This is a genomic window from Neptunicoccus cionae, assembly GCF_014643735.1.
Lineage (GTDB): Bacteria > Pseudomonadota > Alphaproteobacteria > Rhodobacterales > Rhodobacteraceae > Amylibacter > Amylibacter cionae.
The window spans coordinates 120,870-140,901 of sequence record NZ_BMKA01000005.1; the positions used below are offsets into that span (position 1 = coordinate 120,870).

Below are 20,032 nucleotides of genomic sequence, written 5' to 3' on the forward strand. Positions count from 1 at the left end.
GTTACGTCGTGAATTGCGTAGACACCTTAAAATTTATGCAAAGAAACCGACCAACAAGGGAAATATTGTTAGGCAGCGAATCAAAAATACGCGCAACCTTCTCACGAAAAAAGGCCACGGAGTCCTCCGCAGCCCTGTTTCAATGTTCCAAAAATACTCAGGAAACTTACAGCTGTTCCATGATCTCGTCAGAGATTTCAAAGTTCGCTGTCACGTTCTGAACATCATCATCGTCTTCCAGCGCAGAAATCAGACGCATTAGTTTTTCTGCCCCTTCAAGATCCAGTTCGGTCGTGGTTGTCGGCTTCCAGATCAGTTTGGAGGATTCAGATTCTCCCAGCTTTTCTTCCAGCGCATTACTGACTTCGTTCAGATCGGTGAACTCGCAGTAGATTTCATGGCCTTCTTCCGTGCTTTCCACATCTTCCGCGCCCGCTTCGATTGCAGCTTCGAAAACAGTATCCGCATCGCCCACCGCAGCAGGATAAGCCACCAGCCCTTTACGCTCGAACATGAAGGAGACGGCGCCGGTTTCAGCCAGATTGCCACCGGATTTTGTGAAGGTGGAGCGCACGGTTGATGCGGTGCGGTTTTTGTTGTCGGTCATGGCTTCGACAATTACGGCGACACCAGCGGGGCCATAACCCTCGTAGCGGATTTCCTCGTAATTCTCGCCGTCTTGTGCCGACGCCTTGTTGATAGCGCGATCAATCACGTCCTTGGGGACGGATTTACCTTTGGCTTCTTTTACAGCCAACCGCAGACGCGGGTTTTTCTCGGGATCGGGGTCGCCCATCTTGGCGGCAACGGTGATCTCTTTGGCCAGCTTTGAAAACAGCTTGGAGCGCACAGCGTCCTGACGTCCCTTGCGGTGCTGGATATTTGCCCATTTGGAATGGCCTGCCATGTTTCCTCCGGCGTAAAATATGTCTTTGGGGTGTCTATAAATGCTCCCCCGTAAAGGGGCAAGCGCCTCGACAAACTTGCAAAACACCCCTTTTTGGGGGTCGCAACGGCTTTGCGCAGATATTACCCGTTTCCCCTCAGCGCTATTCCAGCAATAAAGCACCTTATGGATTACGCATTAATACCCGCTTTGGCCGGTTTCGCCTTTGTCTCCTCGATCACACCGGGGCCAAATAACTTGATGCTAATGGCATCCGGGGCCAACTTCGGTTTTGCGCGGTCTATTCCCCATATGCTGGGGATCGGGATCGGGTTTACCGTGATGATCCTACTGGTGGGTCTGGGGCTGATCGGTCTGTTTGATCTGTTTCCGCTCTCCTACACTCTGCTGAAAATCTTCAGCATCGCTTATCTGTGCTGGCTGGCCTGGAAGATTGCCAATGCAGCCCCGCCAAAGGCCGGAGAGTCCGGCGGCGTTCCGATGACTTTCATTCAGGCGGCGCTGTTCCAATGGGTTAATCCCAAAGCGTGGTCCATGGCCCTGACGGCAATCACGGCCTACGCGCCAGAGCGCACGGTCGGGTCCATCGTGCTGGTCGGGCTGGTGTTCGGGATTATTAACCTGCCTTGTGTCAGCACATGGACCGTCATGGGTCAGCAAATCCGCCGCATACTAAATCGGCCCCGCTGGCTGCGGGCATTCAATATCTTTATGGCGCTGTTGCTGGTGCTCTCTGCCCTTCCCGTTTTGTTGATAAAGTAGACTCACTGCGCTCCGCGCGGGGATATTTGGGGAAAATGGCGCCGAAAAGGATGACCTCCCGTGGATCGGGAGCTAAGTCTTGAGTATGACCACTGATCAAATCCTGCTGTTCGTCATCTTTGCCTGTGTCTTCGGCCTGCTGCTTTGGGGGCGGTATCGCTATGATCTTGTCGCCTTTGGCGCCCTGCTGGTCGGGGTATTGATCGGCGTTGTCCCCGCAAACGAGGCGTTTTCCGGTTTTGGCCATCCCGCGACACTGGTGGTGGCCTTGGTGCTGATTGTGTCCGCAGGTTTGGTCAATTCAGGCGCAGTGGGGCTGATCACCCGGGCGCTGGTGGACAGCTCTCGCGGGCTTGGCGCACATATTGCGATCATGGGAAGCGTGGGTGCGGTTCTGTCGGCTTTTATGAACAATGTCGCAGCGCTCGCCCTGCTGATGCCGGTCGATCTGCAAACTGCGAAAAAGGCCAAGCGGGCGGCGCGTTTGTCGCTGATGCCCCTGTCTTTCGCCACTATTCTTGGGGGGATGGTGACGATGATCGGCACACCGCCCAACATTATTATCGCCACCATCCGCGAGGATTCGCTGGGCGAGGCTTTCAAGATGTTCGACTTTGCACCAGTCGGTCTGGTGGCCGCGATCAGCGGATTGCTGTTTGTTTCAACCATCGGCTGGCGCCTGATCCCGCAGATGGATGACGGATCGCCGGTGGAAAAGTTGCTGGACAATGCCAATTACATCGCCGAACTGACTGTCCCGCATGACAGCGATTTGATCGGAAAGACGCCTTTTGATCTGTCAGAGGAAGCCGAGAAAGCCGACATCGCCATTATCGGTGTGATCCGCGAAGGGCGGCGGCTTTATGGTAACGCCCGTTATCGCAAGCTGCTGGCCGGTGATGCGCTGGTGCTTGAGGCGCGGCCCGAAGCGCTGGACGAGTTTCGCAGCGCTGTGAAACTGGATTTCGATGAAGAACGCCGTCAGGAAAAGGTCAAAGCCGCTGGCGAGGGGCTTGCCCTGACCGAAGTCGTCGTGACCGAGCACAGCCGGATTGCGGGGAAGTCCTCTCTGTCTATCGGTTTGAACTGGCGCCAGAATACCATCCTGATGGGGATTTCACGCAACGGCAAACCGATCCGCAGTCAGGTGCGGCGCACCAATATTCAAGCGGGTGACATCCTGTTGCTGCTGACGCCCAAAGCAACGCAGAACCACGTAGTGGACTGGCTCGGCTGCCTGCCGTTGGTTGAACGTGGCTTGCAGGTGACGCAGGACGAAAAGACCTGGCTCGCCATTGGTATTTTCGCGGCCGCTGTTGTCGCGGCCTCCTTCGGGCTGGTCTATCTGCCAGTCGCGCTTGGCGTGGTGGTGGCTTTGTTCACCCTGACCCGCATCGTCCCCTTGAACGAGGTCTATACCCACGTGGAATGGCCTGTCGTTGTGTTGCTCGGCTCTATGATCCCGCTTGGCGTTGCGCTGGAAACCTCGGGCGGGACGGAGCTGATTGCCAACTCCTTGATCGGGCTGACGGAAGGGATGCCTGCTTGGGTGATCCTGACCGTTCTGATGATCGTGACCATGACCCTGTCAGATGTGCTGAACAACACAGCGACCACCATCGTGGCTGCCCCCGTGGGGATCAAAATGGCGCAAAGCCTTGGGGTGAACCCTGATCCTTTCCTGATGGCCGTGGCGGTTGCGGCGTCCTGTGCGTTCCTTACCCCGATCGGGCATAAGAACAACACGCTGATCCTCGGCCCCGGTGGCTACCGTTTTGGAGATTACTGGCGCACGGGTCTGCCGCTGGAAATCCTGATCGTGGCCGTCAGCATCCCTGCAATCCTGTTCTTCTGGCCGCTCTGACGCCCCCTGCCCTTACAACTCCCAGAACAGCGGGATCAGCGCACTGGCCAACAGGCCGACCGTGATATTCAGCGGCACGCCGATCTTTAGGAAATCGGTAAAGGCATAGCCCCCCGGACCGTAAACCAGCGTATTGGTCTGATAGCCAATCGGCGTGGCGAAAGACGCACTCGCCGCGACCATCACCGCAATCACCAGCGGGCGCGGATCAATCCCAAGCACCGTAGCCAGCGCAATCGCAATCGGTGTCACCACCACAGCCACCGCGTTGTTGCTGACCAGCTCGGTCAAAACTGACGTCAGCAGGTAAATCGCCCAGATCACAAAGAACGGCGGCAATCCGTGCAGAAGTGGCGCAACCCCGTTGGCCAGCAACGCCACCGCGCCAGATTCCTGCAAGGCGGACCCGATCCCCAGCATAGCAAAGATCAGCGCCAGCAAACGCCCGTCGATGGAGCTGAAAGCCTCATCCGCATCTATACATCGCAGCATCAGCACCGCAGCCACTGCCACAAGGGACAGCGCAAATATCGGCGCAACGCCGAGGGCCGACAGGATCACCACACCAGCCAGCATCAGGATCACAATCGGGGCATAGGCACGGCGGAACGGGCGCGCTTCGGGCATGGCGAGGTCGACCAGTTCCATTTCCTGTGCAAGGCGCTGGATGTCGTTTGGCGCACCTTCCAGCAGGATCGTGTCGCCCACCTCTACCACAATATTGCCAATCTCGCGGCCAAGGTTCTGGTTCCGGCGATGCACCGCCATCGGATAAACCCCGAACCGTCGCCGCAGATTGAGCGAGGACAAACGCCGCCCGATCATCCGGCACCCCGGTGTGATCAGCGCCTCAACCGTCGTGGTTTCGCGGTGGGACACCTTATCAGCAAGGATGACTTCCTTGTTCTCCTTCAAACCCAAAAGCTCGGTTATGCGCGTGCGAAGGACCACACGGTCACCGGCCACTAGGGTCACATCAGGAAACTGGAAGCGCAGTGTGTTGTCATTGCGCAGCACGTCCATCACACGGCCGCCGTCCCGCTTGAAAGCATCCACTTGCAGCGGATTTTCCCCGATGAGGGCGCTATCTTCGGGGACGACCACCTCGGTGATGAACTTCATGTTGGACTTGTCGCGCAACATCTCGGCCATCGTTTCGCGCTCGGGCAGCAGACGGGGCGCCATGACCCGCAGATAAATCGCACCGTATATCGCAAGGATAATGGCCATCGGCGTGACTTCAAACAGGGAAAACGGCGCCAGTCCGTTGGCCCGCGCGACACCATCCACCAGCAGGTTGGTCGAGGTCCCGATCAGCGTCAACATGCCCCCGAAAATCGCCATATAGCTAAGTGGAATCAGCAGTTTCGAGGCTTTCACCTTCATCATCCGCGCCATTTGCAAAGCTACGGGGATCAGGACCACGACCACAGGCGTGTTATTCATGAAGGCACTGGCCAAAACGGTGAAAATGCCCAACCCCGCCAGCACGGTTTTTGGCCGCGTCGCCCCCACCGTCGTGACCCAGTTAGACAGGCTGTAAAGCGCACCTGTCCGCACCAGCGCCCCTGACATGATGAACATGGCGGCAATGGTCCAAGGTGCAGGATTAGAGAAAACCTCCAGCGCTTTGGCATAGGGTAACACACCGGTAAGCAACAGGAACGCAACACCGCCAATGGCAACGACTTCGGTCGGGTATGTCTCCCGTACGAAGAGGATGAACATGACCACAACAACCCCCATCGACAGCCAAGCATGCCAGGCCTGCGGGATGATTTCTTCAAGCATGTGTTACGCCTTTTAAACTGCTGCGAAGCAGTGTGACCGAAGGGGGCGGTCCGCTCAAGCCTGTTCTTTGTGCACCAGACGAATGTCGCGTATCAGGCGGGTACGGATTGGGACAAAGCCCCGCCAACACGGATCTGGCAAACTTTGGTCGCAGCGCCCGTCCGGTCGTCGGTTTCCACGTAGACCCCAGACAGGGTCGCCTCGTTGTTGGCAGGAGTGAACCGTTCCTTGACCATTCCGGTCACAAAGCGGCGCAGCGGTTCGGTTTTCTCCATTCCGATAACGGAATGATAATCCCCGCACATGCCCGCATCCGATTGAAACGCGGTGCCTTTGGGCAGGATCATCGTGTCGGATGTCGGCACATGGGTGTGTGTCCCCACCACCAAGGACGCGCGCCCGTCGAGCCAGTGCCCCATGCCCATCTTTTCCGACGTTGCCTCGGCGTGGAAATCCACGATCACCGCATCCGCCATACCCCCACGGGGTGCGGTTTTAAGCACCTGATCAAGGGCGGAAAACGGATCGGCAAAAGGTTTTTTCATGAACACCTGACCCAGTGCCTGTGCCACAAAAACCTTGCGCCCGTTTTGCGCAGTAAACAGCCGCGCACCTTTACCGGGCGCTTGCGTTGCATAGTTCAGGGGGCGGATAATGCGGGGTTCTTGTTCGATAAAAGACAGCATTTCCTTTTGATCGAACGCATGGTCGCCAAGGGTCAGGCAATCCGCACCGGCATCCAGCAAAGCGCGGGCGTGAGAGGCGTTCAAACCAGCCCCGCTCGTCGCGTTCTCGCCGTTCACCACAACGAAATCCAGTTTCCAGTCTGTCCGCAAACCGGCCAGCCGCTCCAATATGGCCCGGCGTCCCGCGCGGCCCATGACATCACCTAAAAAGAGTAGTTTCATAAGGTATATGCGATACTGCCAGTGCGCCCGAAGTGCAATTAAAAACGCAGGATCTCGGACTCTGTCACAACCGCGTCGAGCCGGTAATCCGTCGGCTCAACCGGCACCTCGCTGACGTGCTGGGCGCTATAGGCGAAACCGATCCCGACCACAGGTTTCTCCGCGCGTAGTGCCTCAAACGTGCGATCATAAAAACCGCCGCCATAGCCGAGCCTGTAGCCACGGGAATCAAACGTCAGCAGCGGAGAGATCACCAGATCAGGCTGCAAACGCGCCCCGGCTGCTGGAACCAGCGCGCCAAAGGTGCCTTCGACCATTTCGCAATCAGGGGCCCACTCCACAAAAGCCAGCGGCTGGCCCTGAGCGTCGATCACCGGCACACAAAGCTTTTTGCCCTGCGCGTGCAGGTCTTTCATTGCCGGCGTAGGATCAATCTCGGTGCGCATTGCCATATAGGCAGAGATAATCTCGGCCTCAGGGTAACGGGCGATTTCCTCAAGCAGGTTCTCGTTCGCTGCACCGTCCAGCCCCGTATTATGCACCCCGGATCTCGTAGCGAATGCCGCTTTGCGAGCCTCTGCCTTGATTTGTGAAATATCCATCGGGCACCTCGCTTCAATGTTCCTGAAATACTCCCGCCGGATGCGGAATATCCTTTAAATCAAGCGCTGTCACAAATGCCCTGAGATTTCAATCGTTCTTTAAAGAGCGCGGTAGCATCTCCGCGCGGTCCGGAGTTTTCCGGTCAGTGCCATCTGCGTTTTGAACAATGCACCAGTTAAAGGAAGAGTCTCAGAGGGATACTTTTATCGAGAGCCGGTTGAAACTTAAATATTTGAGTCTCAGCGATTCTCTAAACGGGTCCAGTACGAACGATTACTGGACCCGTTTAGTCTGGTTTAAGCTACGGTTTTAAGTGAGCTGGGAGACCATGTGTTTGCAATAAATGGTGCATCCAGTTCAGTGGACGCGATGTGGTTGGTGTAGTTTGACATGACTTTCAGGCTGGTACCCACAATGACTTCCAAAACAGATTGGCGGGTGTAGCCCGCAGCCAGAAACGCTCCAAGTTGCTGTTCGGACGGCCAGCCACGTGTTTCCTGGATTGCGGCTGTGAAGACGCGCAATGCTTCCAGCTTCGGGTTGGATATAGGAGTGTCGGTTCGCAGCGCTTCGATAACATCTGCGGAAACTCCAGCCATTTGGGAAATGGTAGTATGCGCGGCCATGCAATAGGTGCACCCGTTTAAATAGTTGTTTGTCATCAGAATAATCTGGCGTTCTGTTTCGGATAAATCGGATTTATCAAAAATCCCCGAGAGCGTGAGATACCCTTCGAGCATCGCCGGAGCCTCTGCCATAGTGCCCAGAAGGTTAGGAATGAAGCCGTAAGCTTTTGCCGCCTTTTCCAGAAACGGGCCGGACGCGTCCGGCGCAGTAGCAGCTGTATGGGTCATGAAGTCAGTCATTATTTGAATCCTATTTAAGTGACAGGTTGATCCGACCATATGGCGGAACGCCGACGGGGATCGGTTATGTAGGGATTTGGCGCTCCGGCGTGAGGGAATTGGGCAAAAACAGCCGGAGCGCCTGGAACACACGCAAGAGGAACGTGGCATCCCGAGGGGTCAAAAGGCTGGGCGCTACAATTGTCGTAATTGCAATGCGGCTCTTGGGATGCATGATGCGCCGACCTTTCGTCATGGAGAGGTCTTTCGTCTGATACGCTTATGCATCGCCGACCTCTGTTGAAAGGATATAGCCGCCTTGACCACCGACCGTATCGTCCACGCCTGCCATCCGATTGGCAGTTTCTGCCAAATCTGAAGAGAGCCACAATTAAGGGTCAGTACCTGAAAGCGTCAGTTCAAGACCGAATTGGAGTGTAAACGGTTCTTCGCAAAATCAACGAATGCGCGCACTTTCGCAGCGGCTCTGCGGCCCCCAACATGCACAAGGTGAATCGGTAAAGCGTCAGGCTCGGCGTCCTCAAGAACGGTTTGAAGGGTTCCGGCCTCAAGGTCAGGGCCGATTTGATAAGATAGGACCCGAGTGAGTCCCCAGCCTGCCCGTGTAACGTCAATTCCTGCTGCAACGCTGCTGACAGAGAGCCGGGGTTTGACGCGCACCACGTCTTGCGACTGCCCTCCAAAACGCCAGTCTGCCGAAGGGCTGACGCCCGATATTGAAACAATCCGATGGTTTCGCAGGTCAAGAGGGGTGCGCGGGACACCGTTACGTTTGAAGTAATCCGGCGCACCGCAGACAACCCGTCTTACCCGACCTACCTTCACCGCCGCGAGGTTCGATAAAGCCAGCGGGCCGATCCGCACTGCGATATCAAACCCTTCCTCCACCAAGTTCACAACCCGATCCACCATCAGCACTTCGGCATCCACTTCGGGAAACCTTTCAAGGAAATCGGACAATATGGGAGCGACGTAAATACGTCCGAATTCCGCAGAACAGGTAATCCGCAGCAGACCGGATGGCACTGTAGCCGCGCCAGCCGCTGTTGCGTCTGCCGCGCGAAGTTGTTCAAGCACATGTCTGGCGTCCTCCAGATAGGCTTGCCCAATATCCGTGAGCTGAACCGTCCGCGTCGTTCGGGTGAACAGACGCGCCCCGAGACGGGCTTCCAGCGCATTCACACCGCGGGTCACTGACGGCGCACTCAGGCCGGTAACCCGCGCGCCCCCGACGAAGCTTTCGGCTTCGGCGACTGCGACGAATACCTCAAGGGCTTGAATGCGGTCCATTACGGCTCCGATTACTATCAAAATGCAAAATTATGAATTTTACTTTCAGTATATTCTTTTTCGGCACGCGGCAAGTTAGCTATCGAACATCGCCAATACGGCACCTGTACCGAAAAAAATGAAAAGGACTCACGATGCCCCGCATCCCGACACCCGCCGCAATCATCGACGCGCCGACTGAAAGCCACTCCTTGCTGAAAGGCGTGGAAACCGCTCTTGGCTCTGTTCCGAATATGTTCCGCCTGATTGCCAACAGCCCGGCCACACTGGAGGGCTATCTTGGTTTAAATGGTGCCCTCGGCAAAGGGCTCATCAGCCCTGCCACACGTGAACGCATCGCTCTAGCCATCGCGAACCACAATGGCTGTGACTACTGCAACAGCGCCCATTCGTATTTGGGTAAAAATCTGGCAAAACTTGATAACGTAGAGATCGCTGCCAACCGTTCAGGTCGTTCCACAGACGTCAAGGCCGACGCCGCAGTCCGCTTTGCAATTCAGATCGCGCAACAACGTGGTCGGGTAACTGACACCGACGTTTCTGCGGTGCGTCATGCCGGCTATTCTGATGGTGAATTGATAGAGATCGTCGCACATGTCGCGCTGAATGTTCTCACAAATTACATCAACGAAGCTTTCCAGACCGAGATCGACTTTCCGGCCTTCAAAGCTTCCCGTGCTGCTTAACAGGCTTTGTTGAAATCACTCTCCCCTATGGAGGAGGCGTACGTCTCCTTCATATTTTCCCATTCGAAATGAAAGTGCACGAACATGACTGCCCCAGCACCCCGCCATCCCCTTCCGCCATTCAGTCGTGACACTGCGATTGAAAAGGTTAAGCTTGCCGAAGACGGTTGGAACACCCGAAATCCGGCCAAAGTCGCACAGGCCTATACCATCGACAGTAAGTGGCGCAATCGCGCCGAGTTCGTTGAAGGACGCAACGAGGTCGAGGCCTTTCTGTCCCGCAAATGGGCGAAAGAACTGAATTACAGATTGATCAAAGAGCTGTGGGCGCATGACGGCAATCGCATCGCGGTTCGCTATGCGTACGAATATTGTGACGACAGCAACAACTGGTTTCGTGCCTATGGCAACGAAAACTGGGAGTTCGACGAAAATGGTTACATGGCACACCGCCATGCAAGCATTAACGAACACCCGATCGCTCAGAGTGACCGAAAATTCCACTGGCCACTGGGAAAGCGCCCCGACGACCATCCTTCCCTCAGCCATTTCGGCTTTTAGAACAGAAAGAGCTCCTCTATGGAAACGCCTATCAAACTATATCGAAACCCTAAATCGGGTCACTGCCACCGAGTTCAATTGATGTTGTCATTGCTCGATTTGCCATACGAAACCGTCGATCTCGACATGGCAAATGGCGCGCATAAGGCAGCCGATTATTTGCGCCTCAGCCCCCTTGGACAGGTTCCGGCAATCGACGACAATGGAACAACTCTGTCTGATAGCAATGCGATCCTGATCTATCTGGCAGAGAAATACGCAGACTCTGCCGTTTGGTTGGGCAGCACACCACTGGAAAGAGCACACATCCAGCGGTGGCTTTCGATTGCTGCTGGCGAAATCGCTTCAGGACCGGCAGCCGCGCGACTGGTGGCGCTGTTCGGGGCGAATTTGGATCAGGCGGCAGCGATAGCCAAAGCGCACACACTTTTTGCGGCGATAGAAAGCAATCTCGGCGAAAGCCGGTTTCTGGCGACGGACCGCCTGACCATCGCCGATATTGCAGCCTATAGCTATATTGCCCACGCCCCCGAAGGCGGTGTGAGCCTGTCTTCCTATCCCAAAATCCGCGAGTGGTTGGCACGTATTGAATCCACTCCGAGATTTGTAGGAATGGCCCGTTCCCCCGTCCCCGTAACAAGCTGAAGATCTGCGGCGCGTGCTGAAAGCGCGCGCCACTACGCCATCTAACAAGAGATGTTAAAATGAAACCGTTCGAGAACCCCTTCCACACCGGAGAGCAACAGGCACAAAATCGTGCCGGGGCCATTGATGTTGCGAAACAGGTGGCGGGATTCATCAGGCCCTTCATGCCTGACCAGCACCGCGCCTTCTATGAACAGTTGCCTTTTATCGTATTGGCCGGAGCGGATGCGCAAGGCCGGCGCTGGGCAACGCTGGTGGAGGGGCCTGACGGTTTTGTCAAAACGCCCGACGCGAAAACCCTCGCTGTTGAAACACATCCTGCGACAGCGGATCCCTTGGCCGATACGCTGACAAAGGGCGGCGCTGTGGGTGTTCTCGGGATCGAATTGGAAACACGCCGTCGTAACCGCCTTAGCGGGATAGCCCGCAAAAATGGTTCAGGCTTTGCGATTGATATTCAGCAGAGTTGGGGCAACTGCCCCCAGTATATTCACCCGCGCAATTGGCGGCGCCGTCCTATCGACCACAAGGATAACGCATTGTATAGCAAGCAGTTGGATGAGGATCAGATTGCCCGCATCCGCGCGGCTGACACTCTGTTTCTTGGAACCGGACAGACGCTGAGGCCCGAACAGCGGTCCTCGGGGTTTGATGCATCCCACCGCGGCGGCGCGCCAGGATTTGTAAAAGTCGTGAACGACAGGCATCTGGCCATTCCCGATTATCCAGGCAACAATTTCTTCAATACCATCGGCAACTTGCTCTTAGATCCGCGCATTGGACTTGTCTTTGTGGATTTTGAATCCGGCGGCCTGTTGCACATCTCGGGGACCGCCTCCATTGATTGGACCCCGACAGATAACAAGGACGCTGCAGCACAGCGTTTGATCAATGTCACTATAGATGCGGTTGTAGACCGGCCGAATGCTCTGTCGTTAAGATGGACGCGCGATAATGACGGATTGCAAAACCTTATTCTCGAACAAAAAGTGAAGGAGGCTGAAGACATAACTTCTTTTTACTTTGTTCCTGAAAACAAATCCGACCTGACATCCTTCAAAGCCGGCCAGTTTCTGCCAGTCGAACTGGAGGTTCCGGGGCAACGCCATCTTCAACAACGCAGTTATTCCCTATCCGGTTCTCCAAACAGTCCGCAATACCGCCTGACCATAAAGCGCGAACCACATGGCCTAGTCTCCCCATTTGTGCACGATACCCTGCGTGTCGGGGATCGTATCCGCGCCTACCCACCGGCGGGTGATTTCACCCTACCACCGACAGATGCACCGTTGGTCCTAGCAAGCGTAGGCGTCGGCCTAACGCCGTTGCTGTCCATGCTCCATGAAATGGCGTCCACCGATGATGCGCGGCCTGTATGGTTTGTGCACGGCGCCCGAAACGGTGCGAAACACGCTTTGGCAACAGAAGTTCGCGAGCTTCTTGAAAGCCGTTCCAACCTGTTTTCCCACATCTGCTACAGCCAACCGCGGTCGCAGGATATAAGCCAAATCGACTACGACAGTAGCGGACGCATCACATCGGATTTGCTGATAGGTTTGTCACCACAGCCAAACAGCCGGTTTATGCTGTGTGGACCTGCAAGTTTTGTAAGCACTCTAAAACAGGGGCTGGAGAAAGCGGGCATTCCGGAGGAACATATCCGCTATGAAACCTTTGGCCCGCTAAAGGAGGAAGCATGACAGAGTGCATTGACGCGCCGAGAGGTAGTTTTAGCACTGGTTTGATAGGTCATCCGGCCCAGTCAGATTCCAACAGGGATTGTCGAAGTATCTGCAGTTCGTCCTTTAGGCCGGCCTCCGAAATAGGGCCACCCAGACAAACCCGCAATTTTTCGGGAATTTGGCCTGTGGGTATAAAAACATCGCTGGGCATAATGCCGAGTTGCAACCCCGACAGGCGGGCCATTGCCTCAGACCGTGTGAGATTTTCGGGCAGAGAAAGCCAGATATTGAACGCATTCGGGTGCCCGTTCCATTGAAAGTCTGCGAGCACTTCTTTGGCGATATGGTAACGGTCGCTGGCAGCCTTGCGGACCGAAGCTTGCAAAGCCTGTGCGGTCTCGTCCTCGACCCAAGTGCTGAACAGCGCAAGGCTAATTGGAGAAACCATAATATGCGCCGCTCTAACTGCCTTAGAAAATTTACCAAGCAAGATATGGCCGGGCGCCTGAACCAGCGCGAGACGCAGGCCAGCGCCGAACACTTTTGATATGCCCGCCACATACCAACCCAGATGTGGAATCTGACTGGTAATCGGCGCTGGCGTATCGCTCGCTACAAAGCAGTAGGCATCATCTTCTATAAGCGGTGTCGCGTGCTCTTGAAGTATTTCAGCGATTTCGACACGACGCTTTGCCGGAATGGTGTGGGTTGTGGGATTCCGCAGAGTTGGATTGAGATATAGCACTGCATGATCATGCGTTTTCAAGGCATCTGCTAAAGCATTCGGGGCAATACCGTGTTCGTCTTCCTCCAATCCTATCAACGGCAAATTTAATTGTGCTGCAATAGAGCGGATTCCTGTATAGGTAACGCTTTCGCAAAGCACCACTGTACCGGGTTGCCGCAGAACCGTTAGTGCGGCATAGATTGCCGCGTGCGCCCCTGGGGCTACAACCAGCCGGTCCGGCGCGCACTGCAGATTATTTGATTGCATCCAATTCGCCGCAATGAATCTGTCTTTTTCGCCGCCCATCGCTGCTTGATACCGAAGCAGGGGAATCAAATTTGCGGCGACATTATCGACCCCACCCTTCATGCGCGTTATCAGATCAGGTTCCTGCGGCTCGGGAGGCATATTCATGCGCGCATCTTCAGCGTGCTGTCGCAACGGATCCGATAAAACTCCGGCAGCTTGCTGATCCCGCACAAACGTACCGCGTCCCACGTAAGCTTCAACGTAGCCTCGACGAGACGCTTCTGCATAGGCGCGCGATATAGACGATGTGTCCACCCCCAAAGTAAGAGCAACCTGACGTTGAGGTGGCAGCTGATCGCCGGGCTTTAAGCGCCCGGAAGCAATATCAGTGCGAATAGATTCAGCAATTTCAATATAGCGTGGCCTGTCCGAATCCGGAAGTTCTGGCACCCAGTTTTTTGAAGTCATTTCAAGAACCTTCAGTAGATATTAGTAAGCCAAGAGTTACCCATTAGATGGCATTGAAGCAAGATATTCCAATGCCAATTGCGTGACATTGCGTAACTATTGCTTGCATACAATACTAGAATCGAGCGATTATTGCACCAATACACCCGACGCTGTGCGCTAAGCGGGACAGATAAATAGCCTGCTCAGCACATTGTTACGGAGAAATGATTAAGGGCAACGCTCAGAGTTTTTCAGGCCGCGAACGGGCGCTTTTTCCCAGCAAGGAGCGAGGTATCATGATTTTTTGGACTGACACTAAACGCGTAAACAATTCCATCCCGAAGGAGAGGTATTATGTCTAGCGTGACCCACGCGTTTGCCGGCGCAATGGTTGGGGCTGCCGGCATGGTCCTCTCCGACGAAGGCGCAATCCTTGCTGACGGTATTGAAGTTCGCAGCTTGACTGTAGATAGCCACGGCCAGATTTCCGAAACAGAATATTTCGATCTTATCGAGTGGATCAGAGAGACATTCAACGATGATGCGGGGCTAGTCGCATCCTATGCCAGGAAGATCAGGCCGGATGACTTGGGGGCGCTGGGACTGGCGATTAAGACCGCACCAAATTTGCGAGCTTCCCTCAAGCTGGTTGAACGTTATTTCAATCTCGTCGCCGATGGTGTGGTTTACAGACTGGAAGAATCCGTCAGTCAGGCCGTTCTTACCATTAACCACCCTGCCCCGCTCCGCCCCGCGTTGGAGCTGCGCAATGAATGTGCGCTGGCGGCTCTTGCGCTTAACATCAAGCTGTTCGTTGAGCAGGAACTGAGCTTTGAAGCGGTGACATTTCGCCATGCCTGTAGATCCGGCGCGCAAGATTACCGGTCCCACTTCGGCTGCGAAGTTACTTTCGGATCAACTAGGGACGCGATTGTTTTACCTGTAGCCGCTTTGGACTTACCGAACCGGCTCGGCGATGCGGCTGTATGTGATTTTTTGGTTGAGCATCTCAAACAGGAAATGATCAAACTGAACAAGGACACAACCTTGGTTGGGGAATTGACCACTTTGCTGTCCAAGGAACTGAAGAACGGCGCACCCCAAGCATCTAAGATTGCGGCAACTATGGCTATCAGCGAACGCACACTTTACCGCCGACTTGCGCAGGAAGGGCTGACTTATCGTGATGTGCTTGAAGACGCGCAAACGCGTCTTGCGCAGAAGCTGTTGCAGGCGGGAAATTGTTCGATTGCAGAGATCGCTTTCCTGACCGGCTATTCAGAGCAAAGTACTTTCAGCCGCGCATTCAAACGTCGTGTCGGTCATACGCCTGGGCAGTTTCGGGGTCTTTCTGCCCGCGGCTGATCATTGCGAAAAATGTCTGGCAGAGAGTGCCAAGACGATGGCAGACCCTGCCGATACCCATACCGCCAATCACCTTATTAATAGAACTGCAGAGAGAAGCTGGCACGCAGACTTTTCCTTCCCCTTCTCCCCTGGGGGGAACCTAGCCTCTCTCTGCAACTCTCATTGGTCGGAGACCCTCCGATCCCTTTAAGCATCCGTCATTGCCTCGGGAAACCGAAGCTTGGGCAGGTAACCAAGGAGTTAGGCAAATGAATGATTTGGCACACATCGTCGCTCTCTCAGCGAGCGCGGCAGTAGCGGTCGGTGCGCTGGCACTTCCAATCACATTGCCCGCCCCCTACAGCCCGGAAAATCCGGTTGAGATACGATCCAACCGTCCAGCATCACAGCCCGATATCGAAGGCCAGATTGCGGGCAGATGTTATTCGCAGGTGACCCGTGGCGTCCCCCTCCGACAGGGGGGACGTCAATCAAGTTTGCCACCCGAACAAATGCAGCAGCAAAACGCTGGCATTGTTTCGCGCGTGTGCGTGTTCGAGGCTTCAGACCCTCCCCCGCATTAACACCCATTCCCGAATTCGGTGCCGCCAAAGCAGCGCCGTTGCCAGAGGAATACAGTCCTGCCGTCTTCGCAGATGCTGACCAGCAATTTCCCTAGAACCGCAAGGCTGTCGACCGGGCGGCGTGTGAATGAAACGCGCGCTGTCTCAACCTAAACCAAGGAGATCCACAATGGAAAAGAAACACAATGCGACATGCGGGTGCGATGTCACCCCCGAAAAAGTGGACCATGCACGCCGCCGCGTTCTGGCCGGTGCCGCTGGCGTCGCTGCGGCCAGCGCAGCGATGGTCGCAGGCAATACAGCTGTCGCTGCGACGGACGAAGCACGGGCGTATTACGCAGACCCTGCCACCCCGGGCTTGCCGCAAGTAGACATGGCGATTGACAAGGGGCGTACCGCGCTGGTTGTCACAGATCCTCAGATCGATTTCCTGTCAGAAGACGGTGTGACATGGGGTGTGGTCGGCGAAAGCGTGACCGAGCAAGGGACGGTCGACAATATCGAGCGCCTGTTCGCCGCTGCGAAAGCTGCCGGAATGCCGGTGTTTATCTCTCCGCACTATTATTACCCGCACGATCACAAATGGGACTTTGAAGGCACCCTTGAAAAAACCATGCACGGAATTGGCATGTTTGACCGGCCGGGCCCATTGAACCTTGAAAATTTCGAAGGTTCGGGTGCGGACTGGATGCCGCAGTACAAGAAATACATCGAAGACGGCGAAACCATCGTTTGCTCCCCCCATAAAGTTTACAGTCCGGCGCAAAACGATCTCAATCTGCAACTGCGAAAGCGGGGCATCGACAAGGTTATCCTTGCAGGCATGTCTGCGAACCTTTGCACGCAAGCGCACCTCTACGAGCTGCTCGAACTGGGCTACGAAGTCGCCGTTGTTCGCGATGCAACAGCCGGTGCGAAAGTCCCCGAAGGCGACGGCTACCTTGCCGCTATCATTAACTTCCGAATGGTCGCGAATGGCGTCTGGTGGACCGATGACGCTGTAGAACGCATCGCCCGTTCGGCTTGACCCTCCCCAAAATCGTAAACTTAAAAGGATAAATCCAATGAAACCGACCCTTCGCCTTGCCTCTCTGGCATCCGTGGCTTTCATCTCTCTGTCAGCCCCTTTGTTGGCTGCTGACGAATACAATGTCTCAAACGGTCTTACACTGACGGGTAAACCGCTCGGAATGCACGGAATCGATCCGGTATCAATGTTCGGTGGTCAACAGCCCGCCTCCGGAGATGCTGCCTATACCTCTACATACGACGGCATCGACTACTATTTCTCCACTGCAGACGCCCAACATAAATTTGACAGTGACCCCGCAGGGTTTCTTCCCCAGTTCGGAGGCTTTTGCGCCTTTGGAGTGGCAGTCGGGAAAAAGCTGGACGGCGACGTGCGCTACGCGGACATCGTGGATGGAAAGCTCTACCTCTTTGTGAACGCTGCGATCTTTGAGAAGTATCTTGAAGACAAAGAGCGGGTCATCAAAGACGCCTACGCGAAGTGGCCAGAAATCCAGTCTGTTCCTGTGCAGGATTTGTAAAAAAGCAATCTTGTGAGCGCCTGAGCCACGAACTTTCCGTGGCTCAGGTTTTACAGGCAGCTCCCGTGATGAAACGGGTTCCTCAACCTCAATAAGGATAGAAAAAATGAAACATTCAAGCTCACTCGCAATGCTCACGGGGCGAATAAGTATTGCGTTGGTTTTTGTAATATTCGGACTAAACAAGCTCGCCGACTACAGCGCCGTGACCGGCTGGATGGACGCGACGGGCGTTCCCGGAGTTCTTCTGCCTCTCGTAATCATTTTTGAATTTTTCGGCGGAATAGCAATCATCGTAGGGTGGCGTACCAGATATATATCTCTGGCCTTGGCCGGCTTTTGCATTCTTTCCGCAGGGATCTTCCACTCCAATTTCGCACAACAAGCCGAACTTGCAAATTTCATGAAAAACATCGCCATCGCTGGCGGTTTTCTTTTCCTCTTTGCCAATGGCCCAGGTGAGCTTTCACTCGATAGCGGTCGCGCGGACTAAAGTTAAAACACACCGCCAAAAGCGACCTGATGTTAAGGCAGCCCCCCTGACCCGACACGCGCCCGTGCGGTGCCTTCCCAAACGATAGATTGTAGGTCTCCGATGAAAACTCTCGTGCTCATCCCTTTCATTATGCTCGGCACCTGTGCCAGCGCACAAGAGCTGGTCTATGGGCTCGGGGGCGTTCGCTACAGTTCCGATCCTTCACAGAGCGACACACAAGTATCACTGGAGTATCGCACCGCGCCATTCCATCAACGGCGATTTACCAACTTTAGGTGGGGCGGTGCCGTTGTAGGGCACACACGCGGCGACCTTTGGGCCGGACTTGGGATCGTCGTGCAGAAAGAACTGGACGAAAACTGGTTTGTAGAAGGAAGCTTCATGCCCGGGATCTATCATGGAAGTTCGCAGGAAACAAAATTGGGAAATGCGATCGAATTCCGGTCTTTGCTGGCAGTCGGATACAAAGTTTCGGACAAGACATCAATTTCACTCGCGATCGACCACCGCTCCAACGGTGGCCTGTCAGACCATAATCCTGGGGTAAACGGCTTGAGCCTTCGACTGCACCGCAAATACTAACTTTGCTATTTAGTACTCCTGGCCTGGGGCGAAAAAAATTCAGATCAGCGTGTAACACTCTGCAACTCAACCACCTCTTAATACGTATCTGCCGCACTTTCGCGGTGGAAAACTTGGAGATGAAAATGAGAAATTTTGACGTACAATCCACCGACCTTGCCGTTTCAGCAGACGCGGCGTTCGATTACATTTCGCAGCCCACCAACCTGCCAAAATGGACCAACGCATTTTCACGTGCCGATGCCACAACAGCCGATCTGGTGACCACGAACGGCGAAGTTCCCATCAGCTTGCAGACTGTGACCTCGCGTAAGGCAGGTAATGTCGATTGGCTGATGACCTTTCCCGACGGCTCCACGGCCGCGGCTTATTCACGGATCACACCAAATGGAGAGGATGAATCCATTTATTCCTTCGTGCTGATGGCACCCCCTGTTCCCCTTGAGGCAATGGAAGGCGCTCTGGAAGCACAAAAAGCCATTCTGTTAACCGAGCTGGAAAAACTGAAAGGAATTCTTGCCGCATGATCATATTTGATCCCACACAGGTGGTGGCTGCGCGACAGGGAAGTCGCGCAGCCCTCGGAGGGCTTATAAACGCGGCGAAAGGACCGGTTTTCAATCTGGCGATGCGAATGCTTGCCCATCGGGAAGACGCAGAGGACGCCACGCATGAAATTTTGATCAAAATCATCACCCACCTGAGTGATGTGCGAGAAATAGATCTCGCAGGGGCATGGGCTTTTCGCGTTGCCACCCGCCATCTTACCCAAACCGCACGGCTTGGGCGGGTCGAAAAGATGCGGCTTACATTTGAGGATTTCGCCGAGAACTTGAATCACGACGAAAGGGACGGCTCCCACATCGGCCTGACGGAGATAGAACATCAACTTGCGTTGAAAGAAGTGAAAGTGGGGTGCACCTTGGCAATGCTGGTGTGTCTGTCACGGCCCCTGCGCATGGCATATATTCTTGGGGACATCTTTGAATTGACCGACACGGAAGCCAGCGGCGTCCTTGAAATTCAGGCAGGAACTTACCGCCAAAGATTGCGGCGCGCCCGATCTTCTGTCAGCGATTTCATGCAATCAAATTGCAGCATTCATTCCGCGTCCGCCCGTTGCCGTTGTGAAAACCGCATTGCACCCGCCCTGCGGTTGGGACGCATAGAAAAGGGCGCAGCAAACTTGAACAGTGATCAGGCGGCCCAGTTGCATCCCGATGAAATCCGCAAAGACGTAGCCGCGCTCGAAACTGCACGGCGCTCGGTTGCGATCATGCGATCCAACCCGCAATTTGAGACTTCAGTCCCGTCATTGGTAGAACATCTTTTAAACCGGATAATGTAAGAACAGCCAACGTCTGAAAGGCCGTCGGCTCCCCTGGTTCTATAGGTTGTTCAGCCACGACAAATGCGTTGGAGACGTCCAATGGCACCCGAATAACGCAGCCTTCTAGGGCGCCGCGCCGCTCAGCGCGAGAT

21 protein-coding genes are annotated in these 20,032 nt (G+C 55.0%); 14 read left to right on the forward strand and 7 right to left on the reverse strand.

The genetic code is table 11. The annotated features are described in order from the left end of the window. Positions 1 to 166: 166 nt before the first annotated feature. Positions 167 to 907, reverse strand: a complete 741-nt coding sequence (locus tag IEX10_RS16160) for a YebC/PmpR family DNA-binding transcriptional regulator (protein ID WP_188677723.1) — start codon at positions 905 to 907, stop codon at positions 167 to 169. A gap of 165 nt (positions 908 to 1,072) precedes the next feature. Between IEX10_RS16160 and IEX10_RS16165 the strand changes: the two genes are divergently transcribed. Continuing rightward, positions 1,073 to 1,669 (forward strand): LysE family translocator, encoded by a 597-nt coding sequence (locus IEX10_RS16165; protein WP_188677726.1) that lies wholly within the window; start codon positions 1,073 to 1,075, stop codon positions 1,667 to 1,669. Between the two features lie 85 nt (positions 1,670 to 1,754). Continuing rightward, complete coding sequence (locus IEX10_RS16170) at positions 1,755 to 3,533, forward strand: SLC13 family permease (RefSeq protein WP_188677729.1); 1,779 nt, start codon at positions 1,755 to 1,757, stop codon at positions 3,531 to 3,533. Between the two features lie 12 nt (positions 3,534 to 3,545). Here IEX10_RS16170 and IEX10_RS16175 read toward each other — a convergent pair whose 3' ends face one another. The 5 genes from IEX10_RS16175 to IEX10_RS16195 all read right to left on the reverse strand — a co-directional run bounded on the left by IEX10_RS16175 (position 3,546) and on the right by IEX10_RS16195 (position 8,991). Beyond that, positions 3,546 to 5,324, reverse strand: coding sequence for an SLC13 family permease (locus IEX10_RS16175; RefSeq protein WP_229678598.1), 1,779 nt, complete (start codon positions 5,322 to 5,324; stop codon positions 3,546 to 3,548). 92 nt (positions 5,325 to 5,416) lie between these two features. Further along, on the reverse strand, positions 5,417 to 6,232 hold the full coding sequence (locus tag IEX10_RS16180) for a TIGR00282 family metallophosphoesterase (protein ID WP_188677732.1): 816 nt from the start codon (positions 6,230 to 6,232) through the stop codon (positions 5,417 to 5,419). A gap of 38 nt (positions 6,233 to 6,270) precedes the next feature. Continuing rightward, on the reverse strand, positions 6,271 to 6,834 hold the full coding sequence (locus IEX10_RS16185) for a 5-formyltetrahydrofolate cyclo-ligase (protein WP_188677735.1): 564 nt from the start codon (positions 6,832 to 6,834) through the stop codon (positions 6,271 to 6,273). A 297-nt stretch (positions 6,835 to 7,131) separates the two neighbouring features. Then, a complete protein-coding gene (locus tag IEX10_RS16190; protein ID WP_188677738.1) occupies positions 7,132 to 7,701 on the reverse strand; it encodes a carboxymuconolactone decarboxylase family protein in 570 nt (189 codons plus the stop codon). A gap of 393 nt (positions 7,702 to 8,094) precedes the next feature. Beyond that, positions 8,095 to 8,991: a LysR family transcriptional regulator gene (locus IEX10_RS16195; protein WP_188677741.1), complete on the reverse strand. Its 897-nt coding sequence runs from the start codon at positions 8,989 to 8,991 to the stop codon at positions 8,095 to 8,097. 134 nt (positions 8,992 to 9,125) lie between these two features. Between IEX10_RS16195 and IEX10_RS16200 the strand changes: the two genes are divergently transcribed. The 4 genes from IEX10_RS16200 to IEX10_RS16215 all read left to right on the forward strand — a co-directional run bounded on the left by IEX10_RS16200 (position 9,126) and on the right by IEX10_RS16215 (position 12,583). Next, on the forward strand, positions 9,126 to 9,677 hold the full coding sequence (locus IEX10_RS16200) for a carboxymuconolactone decarboxylase family protein (protein WP_188677743.1): 552 nt from the start codon (positions 9,126 to 9,128) through the stop codon (positions 9,675 to 9,677). 84 nt (positions 9,678 to 9,761) lie between these two features. Continuing rightward, positions 9,762 to 10,238 carry a nuclear transport factor 2 family protein gene (locus tag IEX10_RS16205; RefSeq protein WP_188677746.1) on the forward strand — a complete coding sequence of 159 codons (477 nt, stop codon included), beginning with the start codon at positions 9,762 to 9,764 and terminating at the stop codon, positions 10,236 to 10,238. Between the two features lie 18 nt (positions 10,239 to 10,256). After that, positions 10,257 to 10,883, forward strand: a complete 627-nt coding sequence (locus tag IEX10_RS16210; protein WP_188677748.1) for a glutathione S-transferase family protein — start codon at positions 10,257 to 10,259, stop codon at positions 10,881 to 10,883. A 59-nt stretch (positions 10,884 to 10,942) separates the two neighbouring features. Next, entirely contained in the window at positions 10,943 to 12,583 is a 1,641-nt protein-coding gene (locus IEX10_RS16215; protein ID WP_188677751.1) for an FAD-binding oxidoreductase, read from the forward strand. A gap of 49 nt (positions 12,584 to 12,632) precedes the next feature. Here the strand turns inward: IEX10_RS16215 and IEX10_RS16220 are convergent, their stop codons facing one another. Further along, positions 12,633 to 14,009, reverse strand: a complete 1,377-nt coding sequence (locus IEX10_RS16220; protein WP_188677754.1) for an aminotransferase-like domain-containing protein — start codon at positions 14,007 to 14,009, stop codon at positions 12,633 to 12,635. A 336-nt stretch (positions 14,010 to 14,345) separates the two neighbouring features. On the opposite strand from IEX10_RS16220, the gene IEX10_RS16225 reads away from it, so the two are divergent. The 8 genes from IEX10_RS16225 to IEX10_RS16260 all read left to right on the forward strand — a co-directional run bounded on the left by IEX10_RS16225 (position 14,346) and on the right by IEX10_RS16260 (position 19,898). After that, positions 14,346 to 15,356 (forward strand): AraC family transcriptional regulator, encoded by a 1,011-nt coding sequence (locus tag IEX10_RS16225; protein ID WP_188677756.1) that lies wholly within the window; start codon positions 14,346 to 14,348, stop codon positions 15,354 to 15,356. Positions 15,357 to 15,607: 251 nt separating this feature from the next. Further along, positions 15,608 to 15,922, forward strand: coding sequence for a hypothetical protein (locus IEX10_RS16230; RefSeq protein WP_188677758.1), 315 nt, complete (start codon positions 15,608 to 15,610; stop codon positions 15,920 to 15,922). 169 nt (positions 15,923 to 16,091) lie between these two features. Further along, on the forward strand, positions 16,092 to 16,949 hold the full coding sequence (locus IEX10_RS16235) for a cysteine hydrolase family protein (protein ID WP_188677761.1): 858 nt from the start codon (positions 16,092 to 16,094) through the stop codon (positions 16,947 to 16,949). Between the two features lie 37 nt (positions 16,950 to 16,986). Further along, positions 16,987 to 17,472 (forward strand): YHS domain-containing (seleno)protein, encoded by a 486-nt coding sequence (locus IEX10_RS16240; protein WP_188677764.1) that lies wholly within the window; start codon positions 16,987 to 16,989, stop codon positions 17,470 to 17,472. A gap of 106 nt (positions 17,473 to 17,578) precedes the next feature. After that, on the forward strand, positions 17,579 to 17,965 hold the full coding sequence (locus tag IEX10_RS16245; protein ID WP_188677767.1) for a DoxX family protein: 387 nt from the start codon (positions 17,579 to 17,581) through the stop codon (positions 17,963 to 17,965). Positions 17,966 to 18,067: 102 nt separating this feature from the next. Then, on the forward strand, positions 18,068 to 18,550 hold the full coding sequence (locus IEX10_RS16250) for an acyloxyacyl hydrolase (RefSeq protein WP_188677770.1): 483 nt from the start codon (positions 18,068 to 18,070) through the stop codon (positions 18,548 to 18,550). A gap of 125 nt (positions 18,551 to 18,675) precedes the next feature. Continuing rightward, positions 18,676 to 19,077 carry an SRPBCC family protein gene (locus tag IEX10_RS16255; protein ID WP_188677773.1) on the forward strand — a complete coding sequence of 134 codons (402 nt, stop codon included), beginning with the start codon at positions 18,676 to 18,678 and terminating at the stop codon, positions 19,075 to 19,077. Then, positions 19,074 to 19,898: an RNA polymerase sigma factor gene (locus tag IEX10_RS16260; RefSeq protein ID WP_188677776.1), complete on the forward strand. Its 825-nt coding sequence runs from the start codon at positions 19,074 to 19,076 to the stop codon at positions 19,896 to 19,898. The genes IEX10_RS16255 and IEX10_RS16260 overlap by 4 nt, the downstream gene beginning before the upstream one ends. Positions 19,899 to 20,032: the final 134 nt, after the last annotated feature.